Source organism: Tenacibaculum sp. AWR4_210 (assembly GCF_056160945.1).
On the sequence record NZ_JBSWYF010000004.1, the window covers coordinates 187,433 to 209,722 of the forward strand.

Here is a 22,290-nt window from a genome sequence, read left to right on the forward strand (position 1 = left end):
AAACACTAATTATGAAAAAGCAAACATGGATGGTGATAGCGCTTATCTTGAGCCATTACCTCAGCTATGCCCAAGGAGGAAAAAACAGTACAAACATCATGGTGCAAAACCCACCTCCCAAAATCAAAACTGAAGTTAATTTCAATCCACAAATGATTGGAGGTGTCTTACAACCCACCAACCACAAATACTTCAGAAAAAACGATGAATTTAACGGTGTTTTAGGAAGTTTCTACCTCTACGAAAAGTGGTCACACGCTTCTACTATTGAAACGGAAACTGGTAAGAAATACGAGATTAATAATTTAAACTTCGATCTCGATGAGGAAAAATTTCTATCCAAGCTTTCCAAAGACAGTGTATACGTCTATCAAAACCTTTCTAGAGTAGTCATCAACAATCGCATTTTTAAAAGCATCGATGACAAATTTTACCAAACCCTATCGGATGAGGGAGCTGTAGTACTTCTTAAAAATTTTAGTGGCAAACTAAAAAAACCCGTAATGAACAAAATGACCAACCAAATTGTAAAACCTGCTCAATACGTCAAAGTAGAAAAGTACTTCGTCCAAAAAAACGGTGAAGACAATCTGGTAAAATTGAGCTTGAAAAAGTCAAAAATCCTAAAGGCGCTATCCGATAAGAAGAAGGAAATCAAAGCTTTTGTTTCCAAAAACAACTTATCGTATGACAACGAAATAGATGTCATCAAAATAGTCAATTACTACAATACCTTAAGTTAACGAGCAAAAACAACTCAATACGAAGATCGTTACTGTTAATTATATATAGGCTCGCTTATCATATTAAGTTTTATGAGAGGCGAGTTTTTCTTTTCCATTTCCCCCCGATTATTTATTATAGACTTTCGGACTTCTGTAACCCCTTTTAGATGACCCATTAACTACAAGAGCCGTATTCATTTTAAGCTATGTTAAAAACAACTCTTATGTAGATTAGTTTCTGTATCTTTAAATCACACTAAATCCCTAATCATGAAAAAATTAACAATTGTTATGACACTCACCTTAGCCTTCACTACAGCTGCTTTTGCTCAACAAGTACCAGGCGGAGGTTCCGTAATCAACTTTAATCCACAAATGGTAGGTGGTTCCTTCCAAGGCACAGATCACGGTAGCTTTAAAAAAAATGACGCATTTAACGGAATAGAAGGATCTTTCTACCTCTATAAAATTTGGAATTTTCCGGCGGTTATTGAAACGGAAAATGGGAAGACCTTCAAAATCAACAATCTCAATTACGACTTAGACGAAGAAAAATTCTTATCTAAAATCAGTAATGACAGTGTTTACTTTTATGAGAATCTTAAACGCATCGTCATTAATAAAGACGAATTCACTCAAATAGATGGTAACTATTATCAAAAACTCTCGGCTAAAGGGAACTTAACCCTATTAAAAAAATACAGTGGAAAACTAAAAAAACCTGTACTAAACAAAATGACCAATCAAGTACTCAAACCAGCAAAGTACTTAAAAGTAGAAACCTATTTCGTAGCTGTAGATGGCGATAAACTCATTGAAGTTAGTTTAAAGAAGTCGAAAATCATGAAGCTTATGGCAGCTCACAAAAAAGAAATTAAAGCTTTTGTAAAGACTCATAGATTATCCTTTAAAAAGGAAGCAGATGTCATTAAAATCATCAATCACTACAACAGTCTTTAAAAAGCAATAGCTGTTTGCTCAAAAAACCATTGCCACGCCCAAAGCTCGGCATTATAACACCTAGGAGAAGCTAATTGCTGACCTTTTTTAGGGCCTTCAACGGCTTCTCCAAAAACGTTGTACACCGTTCCATCAGTACCTAACATCACATTTGGAAAATCACTTCTCAACGTAAACACTGCTCCGGGCTGCACGTAAAAGGCAGTAAATAGTTGTTTCTCCTTATCCCCGAGAACTACGACGTTTTTCCCTCCAACAGTCGTTTCCCTGATTCTTAGCTTGTCAAAAGATTGATGTCTGTACAATTCTATGCGTTCTTCCAAGCCTTCTAATACCACCCCAAAATGATTAGATCCGTTACTCGCTGTTCGAACTCCTTTGGTTTGTAATTTATCGTGAATATAAACCTTCGCTTCTGGAAAATAATTTTTTACCGTTTTCCAAGTAGTTTCAATAGAATAAGTAGTTTGTATAGGAAGTTCCTTTTGCCCACCACGAATACCTTTAAGGAGCATTTGTGACCAGTAACTCTTGTTTTCGCGATCTGTTAATACCAAATTGTCTTTAAACAAATAGCCTGAGGCCAACACTGGTTGCGGCGCCCCATTAATTCTATTTGTAAAACAAATACCGCTTTTCGTTTGAGGACAATAGCTGACGATATAATTAAAACCATCGATGGCATCATTAACCACCTCTGAATAATTTAAATAAACATACGGATAAACCTTAAGGGTTTCATTGTGCTTCACCAAAAGTACCCGCTCTTCATCCGCTACCTTATCCACAGCGCCAACGGCTGCAAATTCAGGAGCATCGATGAAAGCAAAAGGCGCACCTTCCTTGATAAAACTTTCATCCACCGACCACAGCGAACTCTCTGGAGTAGGTTCGGCAACACCTTCTGAGTCCGCAGTACTACAAGCCATCAAAAACAAGGCTACCACAACTAATGTATTTCTCATATTAATCATTTCGAAATCAGTCGGTTTCAAATGACAAAACTTACAAATCACTCGTTCAAATAAATCACTCCCGATTTCATCACAAAATGAACGCGTTCCATCGTAGTAACATCGTTAACAGGATTAGTGTCCACCGCAATAATATCGGCTAAAAAACCCGGTTTTACCTGACCTAAATCGGTACTCCTTTGCAATATCTTTGCGTTGACCACAGTCGCTATCTTCAATACCTCCATTACAGGCATTCCCGCTTCATGCATATAACGGAATTCACGACCATTTAACCCGTGCTTAAAAACTCCTGCGTCCGTTCCAAAAGCAATAGGAACCCCAAACTTATAGGCTTTGGCAAAGGTACCCTGGATTTGAGGCCCAACCGCTAAAGCTTTGGGAACAACAATCGCTGGGTAAAACCCTTTAACTTTTGCCTTTTCCTCAACTTCCTTTCCTGCTGTAATTGTCGGAACAAGATACACGTTGTTCTCCTTCATCAACTCCATGGTTCTTTGACTCATATAGGTCCCGTGCTCGATGGTTTTTACTCCACCTAAAATGGCTCGTTGCATACCTTCATCACCGTGGGCATGCGCAGCTACATGCATTCCGTAATCCTTAGCCATCGCACAAATTGCCTTAATTTCTTCAATGGTAAACTGCGGATTATCTCCACTCTTCGCAACACTTAACACTCCTCCTGTCGCCGTAATTTTTATGCAATCGGCACCGTTTTTATAGCGCTGTCTAACCGCCTTTTTGGCATCTTCGACACTGTTTACTACTCCTTCTTTAGGACCAGGGTTCCCTGTTAAAATTCGCTTTGCACCATTCGAAGGGTCAGCGTGTCCTCCGGTAGAGGCTAAGGCTTTTCCTGCCGTGAATATTCGAGGCCCCAGTATTTTACCAGCAGCTATCGCCTTTTTCAAGGAAATGTTTACGCCAGTACCTCCTAAATCTCTTACCGAAGTAAACCCGTTCATCAAAGTAATTTTAGCGTAATTGACAGCGTTAAAGGCAATATCCGCCTCATTTAAAGTATAGCGTTCTAATTGAGTATGCGGATTAAACTCTTGTTCGATATGTACATGCATATCGATCAACCCAGGCAGCACAAACTTATTTCTCAAATCGACCACCTCAATTTTCTTATTTTTCGGCTTCAGGTATCCTAGCTTTACCGCAGTTATTTTATTACCGGTAACCACAACGGTTCGTTTTTTTAACACCACTCCCTTAAACGTGTCTATTAAAGCTCCACAATGCAGGTAGGTATCTTGTGCACTCACCTCAAAGGATTTTACAATCAGCACGAGTAGTAGTAATTTTCTCAACATCTTTTAACTCTTTTGGGTTCAAAGCATTAAATATAACACTTTCTCAAATCCATCACTCTTGGATAATAAAAAATTTAATCGCATTTTTGACTAAAATCAGATTTGCTTATGCTAGAAAACACCCACCAAGCCACCCCATCAAAAAAGCTACGCTATAGTGCTGAAGGCAGTACTTTTGCGCTCATTTATTTCAAAAATTTAGTATTGACAGTGCTCACACTTGGCTTCTACTACCCATGGGCACGAGTAGCTGTATTAAAATACCAACACCGAGCTACTTACCTGGGAGACAAAACCTTTGATTTCCACGGAATTCCAAGTACTATTTTTAAAAGTTACGCAAAACTCTACCTCCTCATTGTACTATTGTATTCCGTATTATTCTTTGGGCTACTCTCCCAAAACGATCTAACCTCAGCAATATGCCTCGGCTCTTTTTATCTACTGCTCGTACTTCTTCTGCCATTCGTTTTACATGGAATTGTTCAATACCGTAGTAAAAATACGAGCTGGAAGGGGATTACATTACAATATTTAGGTAGCAAATACGAATTGTTTTGGGCCGTACTACAAGGTGTACTCATCACACTACTGACCCTTGGGATTTACGCTCCGTGGTTTCATATTAAAATTAGAAAGTACCTCATCAGTCACCTTCGCTTTGGCAATTTGTCTTTTGACTTTAAAGGGACCGGCGAAACCTTGTTCTGGATTCAACTAAAATGCATACTTTTTCTCATTCCCTCTCTTGGAATCTACAGTTTTTGGTATCTTCGCAATCTTTTGAATTTTTATGTAGAAAACATAGAAATCACTCAAGATGGTAAAAAAGTAGCACTCAAGTTCGACATTCAGATGGGCGACTTATTCCAGCTCATCATCATCAACGTTGTACTGCGTATGATAACGCTCGGAATCGCAACGCCTTGGATTATGACTAGGAATCTTCAATTCTTTAGCAAACACTTGGTTATTGAAGGAATTGAACTCAGTGAAATACAACAAGTAACATACTCGACTCCTCAAACAGGAGCACAAGCTACTGACTTTTTACATTTTGATTTAGCTTAATAAACAAGACAAGACCTATGAACAAAAACATCGTTATTACAGGAACCAGCAGAGGTATTGGATTTGAGCTCGCACGTCTTTTTGCAGACCAAGGGCACCAAGTTATTGCCCTTTCCCGAAATGCTGACCCTATACGTGCTTTAGATCACCCTAATTTGCACCCTTTTGCTACGGATTTAACAAATGAACAATCTCTTAAAGAAGTTACCCAACAAATTAAAGCGCAATTTGAACACATCGATATCTTGGTTCACAACGCCGGTGCTTTAGTCAACAAACCTTTTGAAGAATTAACACAGGCAGATTTTCAAAAGGTATATCAAGTAAATGTCTTTTCAGTTGCACAACTCACACAATTGCTCTTGCCCGCTATCCCGAAAGGAGGTCATGTGGTAAGCATTAGTAGTATGGGAGGAATTCAAGGAAGTATGAAGTTCCCGGGATTGGCAGCTTATAGCTCTTCGAAAGGAGCAATAATCACCCTGTCCGAATTGCTGGCCGAAGAATACAAAGAGCAGCAAATCGCGTTTAATGTATTGGCTTTGGGTGCAGTGCAAACAGAAATGTTAGAAGAAGCCTTCCCTGGATATCAGGCGCCGACAACAGCGCTGCAAATGGCTGAATACATCTATAATTTTGCATTAACCGGACAACAGTACTACAACGGAAAAGTACTACAAGTATCGAGTTCAACCCCTTAAAAAACAAACGAAAAGCTAAGGACTCAAGAACGCAATGGCTCATATTTTAGAGAAATACATACCGAAAGCCGCAGTTACACCTGCCTTGTATCTTATTAAGAAGTACCAAATCAACTTAAAAATTGTTGGAGAACGCCAATCTAAACACGGTGATTTTCGACGACTTCCTTCTGGTGAAATGCAAATTACGGTGAACAATAACTTAAATCCTTATCAGTTTTTACTGACCTTGATACACGAGATTGCGCATCATGTTACCTATCAAAAATTTGGTCGCGTGCAACCTCATGGGCAAGAGTGGAAAACGGTTTTCCAACACCTTATGATTCCCTTTCTCAACCCTGAAACCTATCCGCTTAGCATCTTACCTCACTTAGCAAACTACTTAAAAAACCCAAAAGCGAGCACCGATACCGATGTAAACTTATCTTTAGCTTTACGTGGTGGTGTCGCAGAATCAGGAAAGAATTTTATCTTTGAAATCCCTTTAAATAGCGTATTTAGCTTTAAAAACACCTTATTTAAACGAGGAAAAAAGAGGAGAACTCGATATGAATGCTTAAATTTAAAGAACCAAAGAGTCTATTTATTTAATCAAAACGCTGAAGTTTTTCTAATAGAGTAAAAAAAACAACCAAATGAGTACGAATTATTACGCAGTTATCATGGCCGGAGGAGTAGGATCTCGATTTTGGCCTGTAAGCACACAAGAATACCCAAAACAATTTCACGATATGCTAGGTACTGGTGCATCGTTGATCCAAAAAACATTTTCGAGGATCAACGCTTTAGTTCCTAGTGAAAATATTGTCATTGCTACCAATGAAAAATACGAAGACCTAGTACTGGAGCAACTCCCTGAACTCAGCAAAGCTCAATTACTACTAGAACCTGCTATGCGCAATACTGCTCCGTGCATTCTCTATGCAGCCTTAAAAATATACGCCCAAAATCCAGACGCCGTGATATTAGTCGCTCCTTCGGATCACTGGATAGAAAACGAAGCGGAGTTCTTAGCCAATATTGAAACCTCATTCAAAACCTGCGGGGAAAACGATTATTTAATGACCTTGGGTATTCAACCAGACCACCCAAATACTGGATACGGTTACATCCAATTTGAAAATTCTGATAGCCGCGTAAAAAAAGTAAAAAACTTTACGGAGAAACCCAACTTGGAAAAAGCACAGGAGTTTTTGACAAGTGGTGATTATTTATGGAATGCAGGAATATTTGTTTGGTCGGCTAAAAGCATACTTAATGCTTTCAAAAACTTCCTCCCTGAAATGTTAGCGATTCTCTCTGAAGATACTTCGGTATACAACACAGCTGCGGAAGTTGACTTTATCAATAAAAATTACGAGCGCTGTGAGAATATTTCGATAGACTTCGGTATTATGGAACACGCTAAAAACGTTCATGTCCTTCCTGTTAATTTTGGCTGGAACGATTTGGGTACTTGGGGCTCTCTCTATAACAAACTCGATAAAGACACGCAAAACAATGCCGTAGTCGGAGCGACAACACTGTGCAGAGATGCTGAGGGTAATATGATTAGCACTACACAAGGCAAGCGCGTAATTCTTCAAGGACTTCAAGATTATATTATCGTTGAAAAAGACGACGTTTTGTTGATTTGTCCGCGAAAAGATGAACAAGACATCAAAATAATAGCCGCAGAAGCCTCGGCAAAATTCACCAAAGAACCCGTACAATAAGGTTCGAAATCAAAAAAACCTCCTAATCACACAGCTATTTAGGAGGTTTTTTTAGCGTAAAAGGCATCGATATGCTCTGTAATAGCCTGGTCAAAGACTTCTCCTCCGCCTATAAATTCACTTTCTATAGCAAGGTATTGCAAACTGGGTAGCTTCCCTTCTAAGCGCACAAAATCTTTCTCTGTAGTCAAAATACAAACTGCATCTTCAGTGCGTTCAAATCGTTCCTGAATCCCCTTTAAATCGCTTTCATTGAAATTGTAATGATCTGGGTAACTCAAATGTTCAAACAGTACTAGCTGACTTTCTAAATATGTTAATAAAGGCGTCGGATTCGCAATTCCAGTTACTAAAACCACTTTCTTCTTTTTTAAATCCCCGATGTGTATGACTTGTGCTCCCCTTAATTGTTCATCGTATTTAATTCGTGAAAAAAACAAGCGTTGCCCAGCTACTAATTGCAGTGATTTTTCAATGCGTTCTCGTTCTGAGTTCGACAGGTTGTTTGGACATTTCGTCACAACTACCAAGGTTGCTCTGCGCGCTCCTGCTCTCGATTCTCTTAAATTCCCCGTCGGCAATACATAATCTCGACTGTACAAGTCGTCGTACTTTGTTAATAAGATGTACAAACTCGCTTTCACTTTTCTGTGTTGAAAGGCATCGTCTAACACCACCAATTCTGGAATAGGAGTTCCCTGCAACAAGGTTTCAATTCCCGCTACCCTGTCGGCATCTACAGCAACTTGAATTTCCGTTCCAAATTTCCTAAAAAATTGTTTGGGCTCGTCTCCTACCTCCCCTGCAGTATGGCTAGCAGTCACTAACTGATATCCTTTGGTACTTCGCTTGTATCCTCTGCTGAGCGTCGCCAATTGAAAGCGATCTTTAAGAAGTCGAATAAGATATTCAACTTGAGGCGATTTCCCTGTTCCTCCCACACTCAAATTTCCGACTGCAATGACTGGTATTTGAAATGAGCGTTGCGGAAACAATCCCCAATCAAAAAAGGCATTTCTCAGGCTGGTAATCCCGCGGTACACTAGTGACAGCGGAAACAATAGATATCTCAGTAGTTTCATCAGAGCGAAAATAATTAAAAATCTTAACTTTGAATTTCAAAAAAGAGCCAATATGCAAATAAGAGACATTACCAATTATATAGAAGAGTTAGCTCCTTTAGCCTATGCAGAGGACTTTGACAATGTAGGCTTATTGGTAGGAGACTACCAAACTACCGTTACCGGAGTCTTAGTCACTTTAGACACCTTAGAAAATACTGTAGACGAAGCCATTGCCAAGGGATGCAACTTAATTGTTAGTTTTCACCCTATTATATTCAAAGGCTTAAAAAAGATTAACGGATCGAACTATGTCGAACGCGTTGTTATCAAAGCCATCCAACACAATATTGCCATCTATGCTACACATACAGCGTTAGACAATGTTAACCGAGGGGTGTCAGCAAAAATGTGTGAGGTTTTAGGATTGAACAACTACCAAACACTTATTCCTAAAGCGGGCAACATTAAAAAACTAACCACTTTTGTTCCAACGACGCATGCGAACGCACTGCGTTCTAAACTATTTCAGGCCGGCGCAGGAACTATAGGAAACTACGACAACTGTTCATTCAACTTTCAAGGCATGGGCAGTTACCGCGGTAACGAACACTCGAATCCAACCGTGGGAAAACAAGGTGATCTTATGTTCGAAGAAGAAACTTCTATTAATGTGACCTACGAATCACATAAGGAGGGAGCACTGCTGAAGGCCTTGTTCGTCAATCACCCCTATGAAGAAGTTGCCTACGAACTTACCCAACTCACCAATACAAATCAACACGTAGGAATGGGAATGATTGGGGAATTCGATACACCCATGGCTCCAGAGGCGTTTTTACAACAAGTAAAAACCACCTTTAATACCGGTTGCGTAAGACACTCAAAAATTCTGGACCGCCCCATTAAAAAAGTAGCCGTTTTAGGCGGATCTGGAAGCTTTGCCATCAAAAATGCACTTCGAGCAAAAGCGGATGCTTACCTCAGTGCCGATTTCAAATATCATGAGTTTTTTCAAGCAGAAGGGAAAATTTTACTAGCAGATATTGGACACTATGAAAGTGAGCAGTTTACAAAAAATCTTTTGGTTGATTATCTTAGCAAAAAATTTAGTACTTTTGCAATTATTTTAAGTGAAGAACGAACAAATCCAATATATTATATATAAAGATGGCAAATAAAGAAATAACGGTAGAAGAAAAGTTAAGAGCGTTATACGACTTACAATTAATCGATTCAAGAATTGATGAGATTAGAAACGTTCGCGGTGAGTTACCTTTAGAAGTTGAAGATTTAGAGGATGAAGTTGCAGGATTAAACACCAGACTTTCGAACTTAGCTAACGATTTAGCCACATTGGAGACAGATATCAACAACAAAAAACTTGCGATTACCGAATCAAAAGGATTGATTGCCAAGTATGTTGAACAACAAAAAAATGTGCGTAACAACAGAGAATTTGACTCGTTGACAAAAGAAGTTGAATATCAAGAATTAGAAATTCAATTATCAGAAAAGCGCATTAAGGAGTACAAAGCAAAAATCGTTCAAAAGAATGAAGTGATTGCCAACACTAAAGATAAGTTAGCTCAGCAAGAAAATCACTTGGCTCACAAGAAGAACGAATTGGATGCGATTTTAAAAGAAACTGAAAAAGAGGAGCAATTATTAAAAGAAAAGTCAGCGGAATTTGCGGCTTCTATCGACAAGCACCTCATTACCGCTTATACGCGAATCCGAAATAAAGTAAAAAATGGATTAGCTGTTGTATCTATCGAGCGTGGAGCTGCTGGAGGATCTTTCTTTACCATCCCTCCACAGGTTCAGTTAGAAATTGCCAACCGTAAAAAAATCACTATCGACGAGCACAGTGGTCGTATTTTAGTTGATGCTGCTCTTGCTGCCGAAGAGCGCGAAAAAATAGACAACTTGTTCTCTTAAGATAAAAAGAACAAACTCAATATAACTTAAACCATCGATACACATCGGTGGTTTTTTTGTTAGTATCCTGAACTCTACGGCAATCGTCAGATCACCTCCTCTCTCCTATCAATCCTTATCAACACCTATGTACCAATACCGATAGCCTTATAACTTCATTCGCTGAGCTTTCATATACCCATAGACTTGCGACGCCAAGCATAAAAGACGTTGCTTAAAAATGGAAGAATTCAGGATTGAAGAATTCAGGATTCAAGAGCTATATAAAGAGCAAAAAAAACTCGCCTTTTCGGCGAGTTTCTTTTTAGATGGTTTCTCCAAGCTCTTTGAGCTTCGAAGTATTTTCTGCGAGCATGAGCTCGTCGATAATTTTCTGTATATCTCCGTTTACGATGTTTTGTAGATCGTATAAGGTTAACCCTATTCGGTGATCGGTTACCCTTCCTTGCGGATAGTTATAAGTTCTAATTTTAGCAGAACGATCTCCTGAGGTTACCATAGATCCTCTTTTTGCAGCATCTTCTGCTTGTTTCTTGGCTAACTCTAAATCGTATAAACGAGAACGCAGTACTCTAAAGGCTTTTTCCTTGTTTTTATGCTGAGATTTCTGATCCTGACATTGCGCCACTAATCCCGTTGGGATATGGGTTAAACGCACTGCAGAATAGGTAGTGTTTACAGATTGTCCTCCAGGCCCTGACGAACAGAAATAATCAATACGTACATCTTTCGGGTTGATTTCTACGTCAAATTCTTCTGCTTCTGGGAATACCATACAGGTAGCTGCCGATGTATGTACACGCCCTTGAGTTTCTGTTTGTGGTACGCGTTGTACACGGTGCACCCCAGCCTCAAACTTTAGCGTTCCATACACATCTTCTCCTGACACTTCAAACTGGATTTCTTTAAATCCTCCGTTTGTTCCTTCACTGTAGTCTACTACCGATACATTCCAACCTTTACCTTCACAGTACTTGGTATACATTCTGAACAAATCACCGGCAAAAATACTAGCTTCGTCTCCACCAGTACCTGCACGTAGCTCTACAACGGCATTTTTAGCATCTTCAGGATCTTTTGGAATTAATAAGAACTTGATCTCATCTTCGAGCTCAGGAATCCTCCCCTTCGCTTCATCCAACTCCATTTTAGCCATTTCCACCATTTCTGCATCACTTCCATCAGCAATGATTTCCTTAGCTTCTTCCATGGTATTTAAAAGTCCTTCGTACTCATTGGCCTTCTTAACCACTTTTCCTAAGTCCTTGTATTCTTTATTTAACTGAACATATCGCTTTTGATCAGAGATAATGTCCGGTTGAATAATCAAATCGGATACCTCGTCAAATCGTTGTTTAACTATCTGTAATTTATCTAGCATTGTATCTTTTCTATGGTCTGCGAATTTACGATTTTTCTTTAAATTTGAATAATATATAAAGAACTAAAAACAAAGCCATTATGCGCAATGCTCTTTCACTACTCCTCTTCGCCATTCTTATTTCCTGCCAACAGGACACTACGCAATACCCTAACTTTCTGTTAGGTTCATGGAAACGGGTCAACGACTCTCCTGAAAATCACACCTATGAACACTGGGAATCGGGTTTTACAGGTATCGGATACACACTGCATAGCAACGATACCGTATTTAAAGAGCACTTAGCAATCATCAAAAAAAATGGGAAGCTCTATTTATCGGTTACCGGTGTGAACGAATCGCCTACCTTGTTTGAATTCACACAACAAAACGCCTCGAGTTTTACTTGCAACAATCCCGAAAACGCCTTTCCTAAAATCATTCATTATGAGTATAAAGACAACTTTCTCCACGCGAGTATCTCCAACGAACAACAAACCATTAATTTTAAATTTGAGAGACTCCCCTAGTCTCTTATTTTTTTCTTAAGCTAATTTTAACATCTTTTCTCTCATTATTGATAGTAATACTATTAAATTTGCAATGTAAACGATTACGCATGAAAAATTTACTATCAAATCTAAAAATTGACATTCCGTCGGGGATTTACCTGAAAGACCCAGAGTCTTCCGATTTAGGAAAGCGAATTATAGGAAACAGCATAGTACTCATCGAAGAAATTGGTTTTGAGAAATTTAACTTTAAAAAGCTAGGTCAAAAAATCGGAAGTAATGAGAGTTCTATCTATCGTTATTTCGAGAGTAAACACAAGTTGCTAATTTACCTCTCTTCATGGTATTGGGGATGGGTAGAATACCAACTGGTACTCGAAACCTTCAGCATACAAGACCCGAAAGAAAAATTAGAAAAAGCCATCGAAGTAGTTACGAGAACTACCCAGCAAGACAACAACTACGGACATATTAATGAAGTTGCATTGAATCAGATTATGATCAATGAGAATTCTAAATTTTATTTGACCAAAGATGTAGACACTGAAAACAAAGAAGGCTACTTCTTAACATTCAAACGAGTAGTTCGACGCCTCTCAGAAATTATCGAAGCTTACAATCCAAAGTATTCGTATCCGTTAACACTGGCGAGTACACTCACGGAAAACGCACTGCATCAACACTTTATCAAATCGCATTTTCCATCAATTACGAATTGTAATGATTTAATAACACCTACCTCGTTTTTTAAATCATTAATTTTAAACACCTTAGCAAATGAATAACCAGCCACTATCGCCTTGGAAGCGATTTATAAGTCTACTTGAAACCGATAAAAAAGACATCTTTCAGATAGCCTATTTTGCCATTTTTGAAGGTCTTGTAGCACTCTCTCTCCCTTTGGGAATCCAGGCCATCATCAACCTTATCCAAGGAGCCCAAATTTCAGCTTCATGGATCATTCTGATCATCTTAGTGACTTGTGGTGTCGCTTTTTCAGGTACGCTTAAACTCATGCAAATGCGCATTATTGAAACCATCCAACAGCGTATTTTTACGAGGGCATCTTTAGAACTCAGTTATCGCTTTCCAAAAATTAAGACGAACGAGTTACGCAATTACTATTTACCCGAATTAGCGAATCGTTTTTTTGATACACTTACCATACAAAAAGGTCTGTCAAAGATATTGGTTGACGTCCCTTCGGCGTTCTTACAAATTCTCTTTGCCTTGGTATTACTATCATTCTACCATCCTTTCTTTATTTTCTTTGGTTTGTTATTGTTGGTATTGATTTACGGAGTATTTAAGTACACAGCTCAAAAAGGACTCGATACGAGCTTAATAGAATCAAAACACAAGTACCGTGTTGCACACTGGTTACAAGAAATTGCTCGAACCGTTATAAGTTTTAAAATTTCAGGAAGTACCAATCTGGCCATCAATAAAAGTGACAGCCTAGTAAAAGACTATTTAGATGCCCGTGAAAAGCACTTTAAAATTCTCGTTATCCAATTCATTCAAATGATCGGTTTTAAAGTACTGGTAACTGCGGGGCTACTCCTCATTGGTGGATTTCTAGTACTCAATCAGAAAATGAATATCGGACAATTCGTCGCGGCAGAGATCATCATTTTATTGGTAATCACTTCGGTTGAAAAACTCATCATAGGACTTGAATCATTTTACGATGTACTGACATCTATTGAAAAATTAGGACAGGTAATTGACAAGCCTTTAGAACGTCAAGAAGGTGAAGAAGTCAATAACAAAAAGGATTTTACCCTAGAGCTTCAAGATGTTACTTACGAAGTAAAAGATTTAAACAAACCTGTATTAGACGAAATTTCCTTAACCGTTAATCCTAAAGACAGAATTCTTATCGAAGGAGAAAGTGGTAGTGGAAAATCGAGCTTATTGCAATTGATATCGGGTATTATTCAACCCACTAGTGGATATATGTTTATCAACAACGCTTCAGTAAGCAGTTTAATCATCAGTAAATACAGAGCACATCTTGGCTTATCCCTTTCTGAAGAGACTCCTTTTGAGGGAAGTATTCGAGAAAACATCACCTTTGGAGATACGTCGATTAGTGATGATGTCATTTATGAAGTATTGGACAAAGTTGGTCTGACGGAATTCATCAAGCTACAGAAAAATGGATTAAACACCTTGTTAAAACCGGACGGAAAGCAAATAGCCTATACCATTGCTAAAAAACTCGTTTTGGCAAGAGCTCTTGCCAAGCGCCCTAAGGTTTTAATTTTGGAAGATCCACTTGACCAGTTCAAACAAGAAGAAACACAAAAAATCATTCAATATTTATCGTCTCCTAAACAACCGTGGAGCCTTATAGTAGTAAGTAATAACAAAGCTTGGAAACAACAGTGTAACAAACACATCACTCTTGAAAACGGCGCTATTAAAAACATTACCCTCTAATATGTTAAATATTTCGCACAATAAAATCACAAAATACGTAGATGAGACCTCTTTTAAATCGGGGAAAAACATCTTTACCAAAGAATACCACAAACGCTTTAGAAAATTCCTATTGTTTTTTACTGGATTTCTATTTGTTATCTTGTTCTTACCGTGGACTCAAAACATCAGTAGTGCAGGAAATGTAACTACCTTAAAACCGAGTCAACGCCCACAAAGCATACAATCGCAAATTCCAGGGCGCATTGAGGAATGGTTTGTACAGGAAGGAGACCTGGTACAAAAAGGAGATACGATATTGCGCATCTCAGAAATCAAAAGTGAGTATTTTGACGAGCTACTCACCAAGCGAACGAATCAGCAGTTAACTGCTAAATCGTCCTCGGTAACTGCTTACAAGAACAAGGTAAAAGCATTACAAAACCAAATCAAAGCACTGAAGCAAGAGCGAACGCTCAAGTTAGCTCAGGCCCAAAACAAATTGATACAATCCCGCTTAAAGGTTACCAGTGACAGTATTGATTTGGTTGCAGCGACTACCAAAGCAAGCATTGCAGAAACGCAATATCAACGAGCGGTTACGCTACAAAAGGAAGGATTAAAAGCAGTCAAAGACGTCGAAGAAAAACGCGCCAAATTGCGTGAGGCACAAGCAAAAAACATTGCCCAGCAAAACAAATTACTCAGCGCTAAAAACAATGTAATTAACAGTGAGTTGGCCATTTCTACATTAAAAGCGACTTACAGTGATAAAATTGCCAAAACCGAAAGTAACTTGTACTCAGCTGAATCGAGTGCATTGGATAGTGAAGCACAAGTTTCTAAGCTCGCGATTAATTTAGCCAATTACGAAAAACGAAGCAGCCTTCGTTTTGTCACGGCTCCACAAACAGGCTTTATTAACAAGGCTATCAAATCAGGGATTGGTGAAACCTTTAAGGAAGGTGAAAAATTAGTGAGTATTATGCCTGCTGCCTATGAATTAGCCGTTGAAATGTACGTACGTCCTATTGATTTGCCACTCATCCACCTCGACGAAAAAGTGAGAGTTCAGTTCGATGGTTGGCCGGCCATAGTTTTTAGCGGTTGGCCTAATGTATCGTACGGAACCTACGGAGCCCGTGTAGTTGCCATTGAAAACTTCATCAGCGACAACGGTAAGTACCGCGTACTAATTGCTCCCGACGAAACAACGGTTCCTTGGCCTAAAGCTATTCGAGTAGGTTCAGGAGCACGTACTATCGCGCTTTTGGAAAACGTTCCTATTTGGTATGAATTATGGAGACAAATCAATAGTTTCCCTCCAAATTTTTACCAGCCCAACAAAACGAAGTCAAGTTCTGATACAAAGAAAAAATGATTAAACGAATAATACGTATACTACTCCTCTGCACTGTTTTTAGTGGTTATGCGCAACAAAGCGACCAGACGCTGAGCCTGGAACGTTATTTGACCGTGGTAAAAAAAAATCACCCACTGTTAAAACAAGCGCAATTAATTAGTAAAAAAGGAAGTGCGAAGCTCCAAAAAGCTAGAGGAGGCTTAGATCCTAAAATTGAGTTGGATTACGATCTTAAAAACTTTAAGAAATCGACCTATTACGACAAACTCAATACCGTTTTAAAAATCCCAACTGCCTACGGGATCTCGTTTAAAGCGAGTTACGAAGTTAACGATGGGAAATATTTAAATCCGGAATACACGACTCCCGATCGCGGTTTATACAGCGCAGGGGTTTCTATTTCTCTTGCCCGAAACCTGCTTATTAATGAACGTGCAGCAACTTTACGCCGTGCAAAACTGTATCAACAACAGTCGCTAGAAGACCAACGTTTACAAGTAAATGAATTACTTTTTAAAGCCGTGGCAGTGTATTTTGATTGGTTGCAGTATTACCAAATAAAAAACACGTATAAAACCTATATTGCTAATGCGGATTTCAGACTGCGTAATGTCAAAAAGAGTTTTGAAGCAGGTGACAAACCCGCCATTGATACCTTGGAGGCTTCGATCAACTTAAAAAACAGGAAAATCGATTTTGAAAAGGCCAAACTAGACTACCTAAAGGCATCTTTGAAAGTAGCTAACTTTGTTTGGTCATCAGAAGAAGTTCCTATGGAATTACGCGAAGGAACCATCCCTTCAACGGTAAGCTCTGAAACCTTAGACGCGTTACTCAACCAGTCGCTTAACGAAGCAACTACCAGTTTTATCAATAAGCACCCTAAAATAAAGGCCTTAAATTTAAAACGAGAAAGTGCGTTGATCAACAAAAAACTCAAAGCAAACAACCTGTTGCCTATAATCGATTTGGAATACAATTTTTTGAGTGCAGATATACATCGTTTTAGCTCATTTAACACGGCGAATTACAAAGGAGGCATTCGTTTTAGCATACCGTTATTTATGCGCAAACAACGCGGTGACTTAAAACTGGCTAAACTCAAACTGGAAGAGTTAGATTTTGATATCCAAAATACCACGCGTACGTTAAAAAATAAGATCAGTGTTACTGAACAAAAAATCGCCTCTTATACCGAACAAAACAGACTCTTAACGGAGTTGGTTGATGACTATCGTAAATTAGTTGCCAGTGAAGAGCGTAAATTTAATCTTGGAGAGGGCTCCTTATTTCTCGTTAACTACAGAGAAGTAAAGCTTATTGAACAGCAATTAAAAGCTATCAAAACTCAAAACAAACTCTACACTTCGAAATCCGAATTGGTAAAAACGCTGGCTAACTTTAGTCTATAAATTAAAAAGGACCTTGAATCTGCAGATTCAAGGCCTTTTCGTCTAACCAAACTTAGTATAAAAACTAACTACTACTATTTTAAAATTAATTATCTTCAAATTAAAAGCTCTCCTTTCAGTTAGATGTCATCAAGGACTTATATAAGGGAATCCTACTCAGAGAGACTTGGGGGGTTTACTTTTATAAACCGAGGGAAAACAAACTAAAACTAATTATATATTGAAATTGTTTAATGATCGTATTTTGTTCAAAGCGGCTTTTTTAAAACTGCCTTCATTCTTTTGACACCCTTTTTTTTGATAGGTCACATTAAAACAAAAAAAAATCTCAAAAAAATTTGAGATTTAATATAAATACTTTCGCAACACGATACGATGTTCTGGTTTTGACTTGTCGTAATCCTCTACAAGTAGCTCTATTATTTCGGGTTTCGCTTTACCAACTTCCCTTGCTGATCCATAGCGGGATACGTATAAATCATAGGACTCTTGGCCTTCGTGTGGTTTTTTTACGAAAATTAAAAAGTGTTGTTCATTTAACACAGAATAACAAATTTCATTTCCTTCAAACTGTCCAGAATTATCCGAAAAAAAATCGGAGAATTCATAATATCTAAAAACATTTTCCATTGCTATACAATCTCAGCAGATAATCCGAGGTCCAATAATTTTGTACATCTCGGTTCCAAATCCTTATACTCTCCGGTTTTAACGGCACATTTTCCTTTATAATGTACGAGAACCGTACATTGTTCTGCCTGTTCTGGAGTGTGTTCACACACACTGATTAAACTATCGATTACGAAATCAAAGGTATTGACATCGTCGTTGTACAAAATAATTTCGTGCTTTCTAGTCGAAGCTGTCAGCACATCCAGTTCTTCTTGAATTTTCTCTATGGTACTCATACTTCTTATTTTTGATATCGAAGGGCTACCCAATTATTTCTTTCTATAGTTTTCTCTAAAGACAAACCGTACTTAGTGACTTCCGCATCAATGATAGGAATGTCTTCACGGTAAAATCCACTCAATAACAAGACTCCATTTTCATTCAGAGTACTCGTATAAGTTTCCATATCTTTCATCAAGATATTTCGATTGATATTCGCAATAATAACATCGTACTGCTTCCCTACCAGTAAACTTGCATCACCTTCGTAAACACTGATACTTTTACAGGCATTACGAGCTGCATTTTCAACAGAATTTTCATAACACCAATTATCGATATCAATGGCATCGATAGGCTCAGCGCCTTTCATTTCAGCGAAAATAGCTAGGATTCCAGTTCCACAGCCCATATCTAGTGTTTTCTTCCCTGTAAGGTCGAGTTCCAGTAAATGTTGCACCATCATGTGAGTAGTTTCGTGATGCCCCGTACCAAAACTCATTTTAGGTTCTATCACAATATCAAACGGCAGGTTTGGATTTTCGTGAAATGGCGCTCTAATACTCACTTTATCCGCCACTTGAATCGGTGGAAAATTCTTTTCCCACTCCGCATTCCAATTGGTTTGAGCAACTTCTTTCTTTTCGAAATTCACCGAAAACTCATCAGAACTCAGAATAAATATATCTTCCAAAATACTTCCATTCCACTCGTCTTTTTGAATATACGCCAAAACTCCTGCTTCGTGCTCGACAAAACTTTCAAAGCCCACACTACCTAGTTCGGCAATCAAAATCTCTGTTCCCGGTTCTTTGGGACTCACTTCAAAATTATATTCGATATAAATATTATCCATCTAAATTATTCCTTCTATTCTTATTTTGCTCTAAATCATTGTATTCAAAAGGCTATTCTTAAAACATCTACAACGCGTTTTAAGCCTTTCTCGCATTTGTAGGGTCTTACTCCGCTGCAGCAACAATCGCCAAGAAATCTTCTGCTTTCAATGAAGCGCCTCCAATGAGCCCTCCGTCAACATCAGGTTTTGAAAAAATCTCCTTCGCATTTGCCGGCTTCACACTTCCTCCGTATAAGATAGCAACGCTATCGGCTAATTCTTGGGTATATTCTTTAGCTAAGATACTACGGATAAACGCGTGCATCTCCTGTGCTTGTTCGGGACTTGCTGTTTCACCAGTTCCGATGGCCCAAACAGGCTCATAAGCCAAAACCACCTTTTCAAAATTCTCTTTTAACAGGTGAAATAAGCCGTGACGCAATTGATTTTCAACTACTTCAAAATGCTTTTCTGACTTGCGATCTTCGAGTAGTTCGCCAAAACAGAAAATCACTTCCAAGCCTTCTGCCAAAGCGCGATCTACTTTTTCAGCCAATTGCTGATCGGTTTCTCCAAAATAGGTTCTTCTTTCAGAATGCCCTATAATCACCACGCCAACTCCAATATCCGTTAACATATCTGCCGCTACCTCTCCAGTATATGCGCCATTCTTTGCTGCGTGTACATTTTGTGCAGCCACCTCAATTTTTGATTTTCTGGTGCGTTTTACGGCCCCTACCAAGTTTACAAATGTCGGTGCAATAATTACTCGCTTATTGTCTGTATCTATCGATTTAAGACCTTTTTTAATTCCTTTGATCAATTGCTTAGCCTCGCTAAGATTTTTGTTCATTTTCCAGTTTCCTGCAATGATATTCGTTCTCACGATTAAAATATTTAAGTAATTATTGATTAGTTTTCTACAAATAAATTTGTACTGCAAAAGTACATCATTTTTTTAAGCTTTCGGCGATTTGTTGACTACTCGCTTCCGTTGCATTAAAGACGATAATCTCATTGGCTTCATCGAGTACCAAGTACCTCGGGATCCAGCTCAATTGCAAGAAGCTTCCCAACGGCCCTTCCCAACCAGATGCCAACCAGTAATGCTGCCCACCTATGTGGTATTTTGTAGCAGCCACTTTAAAATCTTTTAAGGATCTATCTAACGACAGGTATAGAAACTCCACATCGGTAAATTCTTTCTCCAGCGCAGTGAGCTTCTCACTGTCGTTCAAGCAATCTCTACACCATGAAGCCCAAACTATGAGTACTTTCTTCTGCTTAGTATTGGATGCCAAAACTGCCTCTAATGGAATGGATTTCCCAGAAGTATCGATCAAAACATCCTGTAAAGCTTCTTTGCTAAAGCTCGTTTCGTTTTTTATGCCACAGGCCGTAAACAGTACAACACTCAGCAAGAGCAAGTATTGTTGAATTTTCGGTAAAATCATCTCCTATATTTTTTTAGCTATATCTGCAACTTTAGACGATTTATACACCAACAACTTACCCGTAGGATCTACTAACAAGAAGCGCGGGATTGTTTTCAGTTTTAAAAACTTCCCCAAGGTTCCTTTACCTTTCCTTGGCAAGTAGTAGTGATCTCCTTTTACAGGGAGGTCTGTCAATCCTCTTTTCCAATCGTGATACGAGTGGTCAACTGACAAAAACACATAGGTCAACTCTTTGTGCTCCTTTTGAAGTGCTACCACATCTTTAAAACTGTCTTGACTATACGGACAGTAACTTGCATATACTTGTATCAATACTTTTTGTCCCCTGTACTTTTCAGTAAGTTCCTCCAACGTTATGGAATTTCGATCGGTTGTTTGAATGGTATCTTTAAGCGCCGCTTCACTAAAGGTAGCGGGATGAAAAATTGCGCAACTCGAAAAAACCAAGCCACACAAAAGCAAAAAACAATATTTCATAATCTAACTTTTTAAGCGAATTCTAGGATCTAACCAACTGTACACGATATCCACTGCGATATTTATAGCTATAAACAAACTCGCTATAACTAATACACTTCCCATAATAACGGGTAAATCCAAATTATTCAGTGCATTTACAATCTCTTTACCTAAACCGTTCCAATTAAAAACGTACTCAACAAAAACGGCACCGGCCAACATCGACGCAAACCATCCGGAGATCGCTGTTATTACTGGGTTCAAGGAGTTTTTCAATGCGTGTTTCACCACGACCTCTCCCCTTCCTAAGCCTTTGGCTTTTGCTGTTCGAATATAATCTAAACTCAGTGTTTCTAAAAGCGAATTTCGCATCAACTGTATAACCACGGCAAGAGGACGGATTCCTAATACAACAGCCGGTAACACGAGGTTTTTCCATTGTAGGTATACTCCCTCCCCAAAATCATCGACGACAAACAAACTTCCCGTCATTTCTAATCCAGTGTATTTTCGCCAGACAAAACCAAAAAGCCAAGCTACTAAAATTGCCGAAAAGAACGAAGGAACGCTCATTCCAAAAGTACTTATGATCGCTATAAGCCTATCGAACACACTGTCTTTCCAGAGTGCCGATAAAATTCCCAAGGCAATTCCTAGTACAATCGCAATACAAATCGCCACTAAGGCAAGAACTGCCGTATTGGGTAAGGTTTCTCCGATGATTTCACTTACGTATTTTCCATTCTTTTGAAAGGACTGCCTCAAATACGGAAACTTCAACACCACTACCACCTGGTCCGTAGCAATGAACTCTCGGTACTGATAGGCCTTACTCTTCAAATTCGTGTAGGCATTCTCTTCCGTACTGTGAAAAGATATCGGTGACAGGTCGTTGAGATAATAGCCATACTGAGTTAACAGTGGCTGGTCAAAGCCGTATTTCTTACGTATGAGCTGAAGTTGCTCAGAATTTTCTTGCTGATCGAGCATCATTCGAGCAGGATCGCCGGGGAGTATCGTGAACAGAATAAAAATGACTGTAACTACCCCAAATAAAGTTAGGAAACCGTAAAATATTTTGTTTAAAACATATCTGAACAT

The 22,290-nt window shown here is 38.7% G+C and carries 24 protein-coding genes; 13 read left to right on the top strand and 11 right to left on the bottom strand.

Translation table 11 applies throughout. The annotated features are described in order from the left end of the window. Positions 1-11 precede the first annotated feature (11 nt). Positions 12-743: a hypothetical protein gene (locus tag ACXAG7_RS08815; protein ID WP_408044932.1), complete on the top strand. Its 732-nt coding sequence runs from the start codon at positions 12-14 to the stop codon at positions 741-743. 252 nt (positions 744-995) lie between these two features. After that, entirely contained in the window at positions 996-1,685 is a 690-nt protein-coding gene (locus tag ACXAG7_RS08820) for a hypothetical protein (protein ID WP_476666605.1), read from the top strand. Here ACXAG7_RS08820 and ACXAG7_RS08825 read toward each other — a convergent pair. Both ACXAG7_RS08825 and ACXAG7_RS08830 read right to left on the bottom strand, forming a co-directional pair. Beyond that, positions 1,682-2,650, bottom strand: a complete 969-nt coding sequence (locus ACXAG7_RS08825) for a DUF3179 domain-containing (seleno)protein (RefSeq protein WP_476666606.1) — start codon at positions 2,648-2,650, stop codon at positions 1,682-1,684. The two genes, ACXAG7_RS08820 and ACXAG7_RS08825, sit on opposite strands and share 4 nt — an antisense overlap. 47 nt (positions 2,651-2,697) lie before the next feature. Next, on the bottom strand, positions 2,698-3,981 hold the full coding sequence (locus tag ACXAG7_RS08830; RefSeq protein WP_476666607.1) for a metal-dependent hydrolase family protein: 1,284 nt from the start codon (positions 3,979-3,981) through the stop codon (positions 2,698-2,700). A gap of 108 nt (positions 3,982-4,089) precedes the next feature. Here ACXAG7_RS08830 and ACXAG7_RS08835 point away from each other — a divergent pair, with 108 nt between their 5' ends. From ACXAG7_RS08835 to ACXAG7_RS08850, 4 genes are read left to right on the top strand one after another with little or no spacing between them, the layout of a single operon-like run. Then, the gene (locus ACXAG7_RS08835) at positions 4,090-5,052 is read left to right on the top strand and encodes a DUF898 family protein (protein ID WP_476666608.1); all 963 of its coding nucleotides are present in this window, start codon (positions 4,090-4,092) and stop codon (positions 5,050-5,052) included. Between the two features lie 17 nt (positions 5,053-5,069). Next, positions 5,070-5,753 carry an SDR family NAD(P)-dependent oxidoreductase gene (locus ACXAG7_RS08840; protein WP_408044937.1) on the top strand — a complete coding sequence of 228 codons (684 nt, stop codon included), beginning with the start codon at positions 5,070-5,072 and terminating at the stop codon, positions 5,751-5,753. 34 nt (positions 5,754-5,787) lie between these two features. Next, positions 5,788-6,378: a SprT-like domain-containing protein gene (locus ACXAG7_RS08845; RefSeq protein ID WP_408044938.1), complete on the top strand. Its 591-nt coding sequence runs from the start codon at positions 5,788-5,790 to the stop codon at positions 6,376-6,378. Positions 6,379-6,391: 13 nt separating this feature from the next. Next, positions 6,392-7,471 (top strand): mannose-1-phosphate guanylyltransferase, encoded by a 1,080-nt coding sequence (locus ACXAG7_RS08850; RefSeq protein ID WP_476666609.1) that lies wholly within the window; start codon positions 6,392-6,394, stop codon positions 7,469-7,471. A 38-nt stretch (positions 7,472-7,509) separates the two neighbouring features. Here the strand turns inward: ACXAG7_RS08850 and lpxK are convergent, their stop codons facing one another. Next, positions 7,510-8,553, bottom strand: coding sequence for a tetraacyldisaccharide 4'-kinase (gene lpxK, locus ACXAG7_RS08855; protein WP_476666610.1), 1,044 nt, complete (start codon positions 8,551-8,553; stop codon positions 7,510-7,512). A 52-nt stretch (positions 8,554-8,605) separates the two neighbouring features. Between lpxK and ACXAG7_RS08860 the strand changes: the two genes are divergently transcribed. Both ACXAG7_RS08860 and ACXAG7_RS08865 read left to right on the top strand, forming a co-directional pair. Beyond that, on the top strand, positions 8,606-9,700 hold the full coding sequence (locus ACXAG7_RS08860) for a Nif3-like dinuclear metal center hexameric protein (RefSeq protein ID WP_476666611.1): 1,095 nt from the start codon (positions 8,606-8,608) through the stop codon (positions 9,698-9,700). A gap of 2 nt (positions 9,701-9,702) precedes the next feature. Beyond that, a complete protein-coding gene (locus ACXAG7_RS08865; protein ID WP_408044942.1) occupies positions 9,703-10,473 on the top strand; it encodes a zinc ribbon domain-containing protein in 771 nt (256 codons plus the stop codon). A 304-nt stretch (positions 10,474-10,777) separates the two neighbouring features. On the opposite strand, the gene prfA is transcribed toward ACXAG7_RS08865, so the two are convergent. After that, positions 10,778-11,854, bottom strand: coding sequence for a peptide chain release factor 1 (gene prfA / locus ACXAG7_RS08870; RefSeq protein ID WP_408044943.1), 1,077 nt, complete (start codon positions 11,852-11,854; stop codon positions 10,778-10,780). An 80-nt stretch (positions 11,855-11,934) separates the two neighbouring features. Here prfA and ACXAG7_RS08875 point away from each other — a divergent pair, with 80 nt between their 5' ends. From ACXAG7_RS08875 to ACXAG7_RS08895, 5 genes are all read left to right on the top strand, one after another. Beyond that, positions 11,935-12,363 carry a hypothetical protein gene (locus ACXAG7_RS08875; RefSeq protein ID WP_476666612.1) on the top strand — a complete coding sequence of 143 codons (429 nt, stop codon included), beginning with the start codon at positions 11,935-11,937 and terminating at the stop codon, positions 12,361-12,363. Between the two features lie 89 nt (positions 12,364-12,452). Continuing rightward, entirely contained in the window at positions 12,453-13,130 is a 678-nt protein-coding gene (locus ACXAG7_RS08880) for a TetR/AcrR family transcriptional regulator (protein ID WP_408044945.1), read from the top strand. Continuing rightward, a complete protein-coding gene (locus tag ACXAG7_RS08885) occupies positions 13,123-14,790 on the top strand; it encodes a peptidase domain-containing ABC transporter (protein ID WP_408044946.1) in 1,668 nt (555 codons plus the stop codon). Before ACXAG7_RS08880 ends, ACXAG7_RS08885 begins: the two co-directional genes overlap by 8 nt. 1 nt (position 14,791) lies before the next feature. Continuing rightward, the gene (locus ACXAG7_RS08890; protein WP_408044947.1) at positions 14,792-16,150 is read left to right on the top strand and encodes an HlyD family secretion protein; all 1,359 of its coding nucleotides are present in this window, start codon (positions 14,792-14,794) and stop codon (positions 16,148-16,150) included. Then, on the top strand, positions 16,147-17,544 hold the full coding sequence (locus ACXAG7_RS08895) for a TolC family protein (RefSeq protein WP_476666613.1): 1,398 nt from the start codon (positions 16,147-16,149) through the stop codon (positions 17,542-17,544). Before ACXAG7_RS08890 ends, ACXAG7_RS08895 begins: the two co-directional genes overlap by 4 nt. Positions 17,545-17,889: 345 nt before the next feature. On the opposite strand, the gene ACXAG7_RS08900 is transcribed toward ACXAG7_RS08895, so the two are convergent. From ACXAG7_RS08900 to ACXAG7_RS08930, 7 genes are all read right to left on the bottom strand, one after another. Beyond that, entirely contained in the window at positions 17,890-18,174 is a 285-nt protein-coding gene (locus ACXAG7_RS08900) for a hypothetical protein (protein ID WP_476666614.1), read from the bottom strand. 2 nt (positions 18,175-18,176) lie between these two features. Then, positions 18,177-18,452 carry an ATP-dependent Clp protease adaptor ClpS gene (locus ACXAG7_RS08905; protein WP_408044950.1) on the bottom strand — a complete coding sequence of 92 codons (276 nt, stop codon included), beginning with the start codon at positions 18,450-18,452 and terminating at the stop codon, positions 18,177-18,179. Positions 18,453-18,457: 5 nt separating this feature from the next. Continuing rightward, positions 18,458-19,291: a 50S ribosomal protein L11 methyltransferase gene (gene prmA / locus ACXAG7_RS08910; RefSeq protein WP_476666615.1), complete on the bottom strand. Its 834-nt coding sequence runs from the start codon at positions 19,289-19,291 to the stop codon at positions 18,458-18,460. 106 nt (positions 19,292-19,397) lie between these two features. Continuing rightward, positions 19,398-20,159: a triose-phosphate isomerase gene (gene tpiA, locus ACXAG7_RS08915; protein WP_476666616.1), complete on the bottom strand. Its 762-nt coding sequence runs from the start codon at positions 20,157-20,159 to the stop codon at positions 19,398-19,400. Positions 20,160-20,223: 64 nt separating this feature from the next. Beyond that, positions 20,224-20,727, bottom strand: coding sequence for a TlpA family protein disulfide reductase (locus ACXAG7_RS08920; protein ID WP_476666617.1), 504 nt, complete (start codon positions 20,725-20,727; stop codon positions 20,224-20,226). A gap of 3 nt (positions 20,728-20,730) precedes the next feature. Continuing rightward, positions 20,731-21,207 carry a TlpA family protein disulfide reductase gene (locus ACXAG7_RS08925; protein ID WP_476666618.1) on the bottom strand — a complete coding sequence of 159 codons (477 nt, stop codon included), beginning with the start codon at positions 21,205-21,207 and terminating at the stop codon, positions 20,731-20,733. Between the two features lie 3 nt (positions 21,208-21,210). Further along, positions 21,211-22,290 carry an ABC transporter permease gene (locus ACXAG7_RS08930; protein ID WP_408044955.1) on the bottom strand — a complete coding sequence of 360 codons (1,080 nt, stop codon included), beginning with the start codon at positions 22,288-22,290 and terminating at the stop codon, positions 21,211-21,213.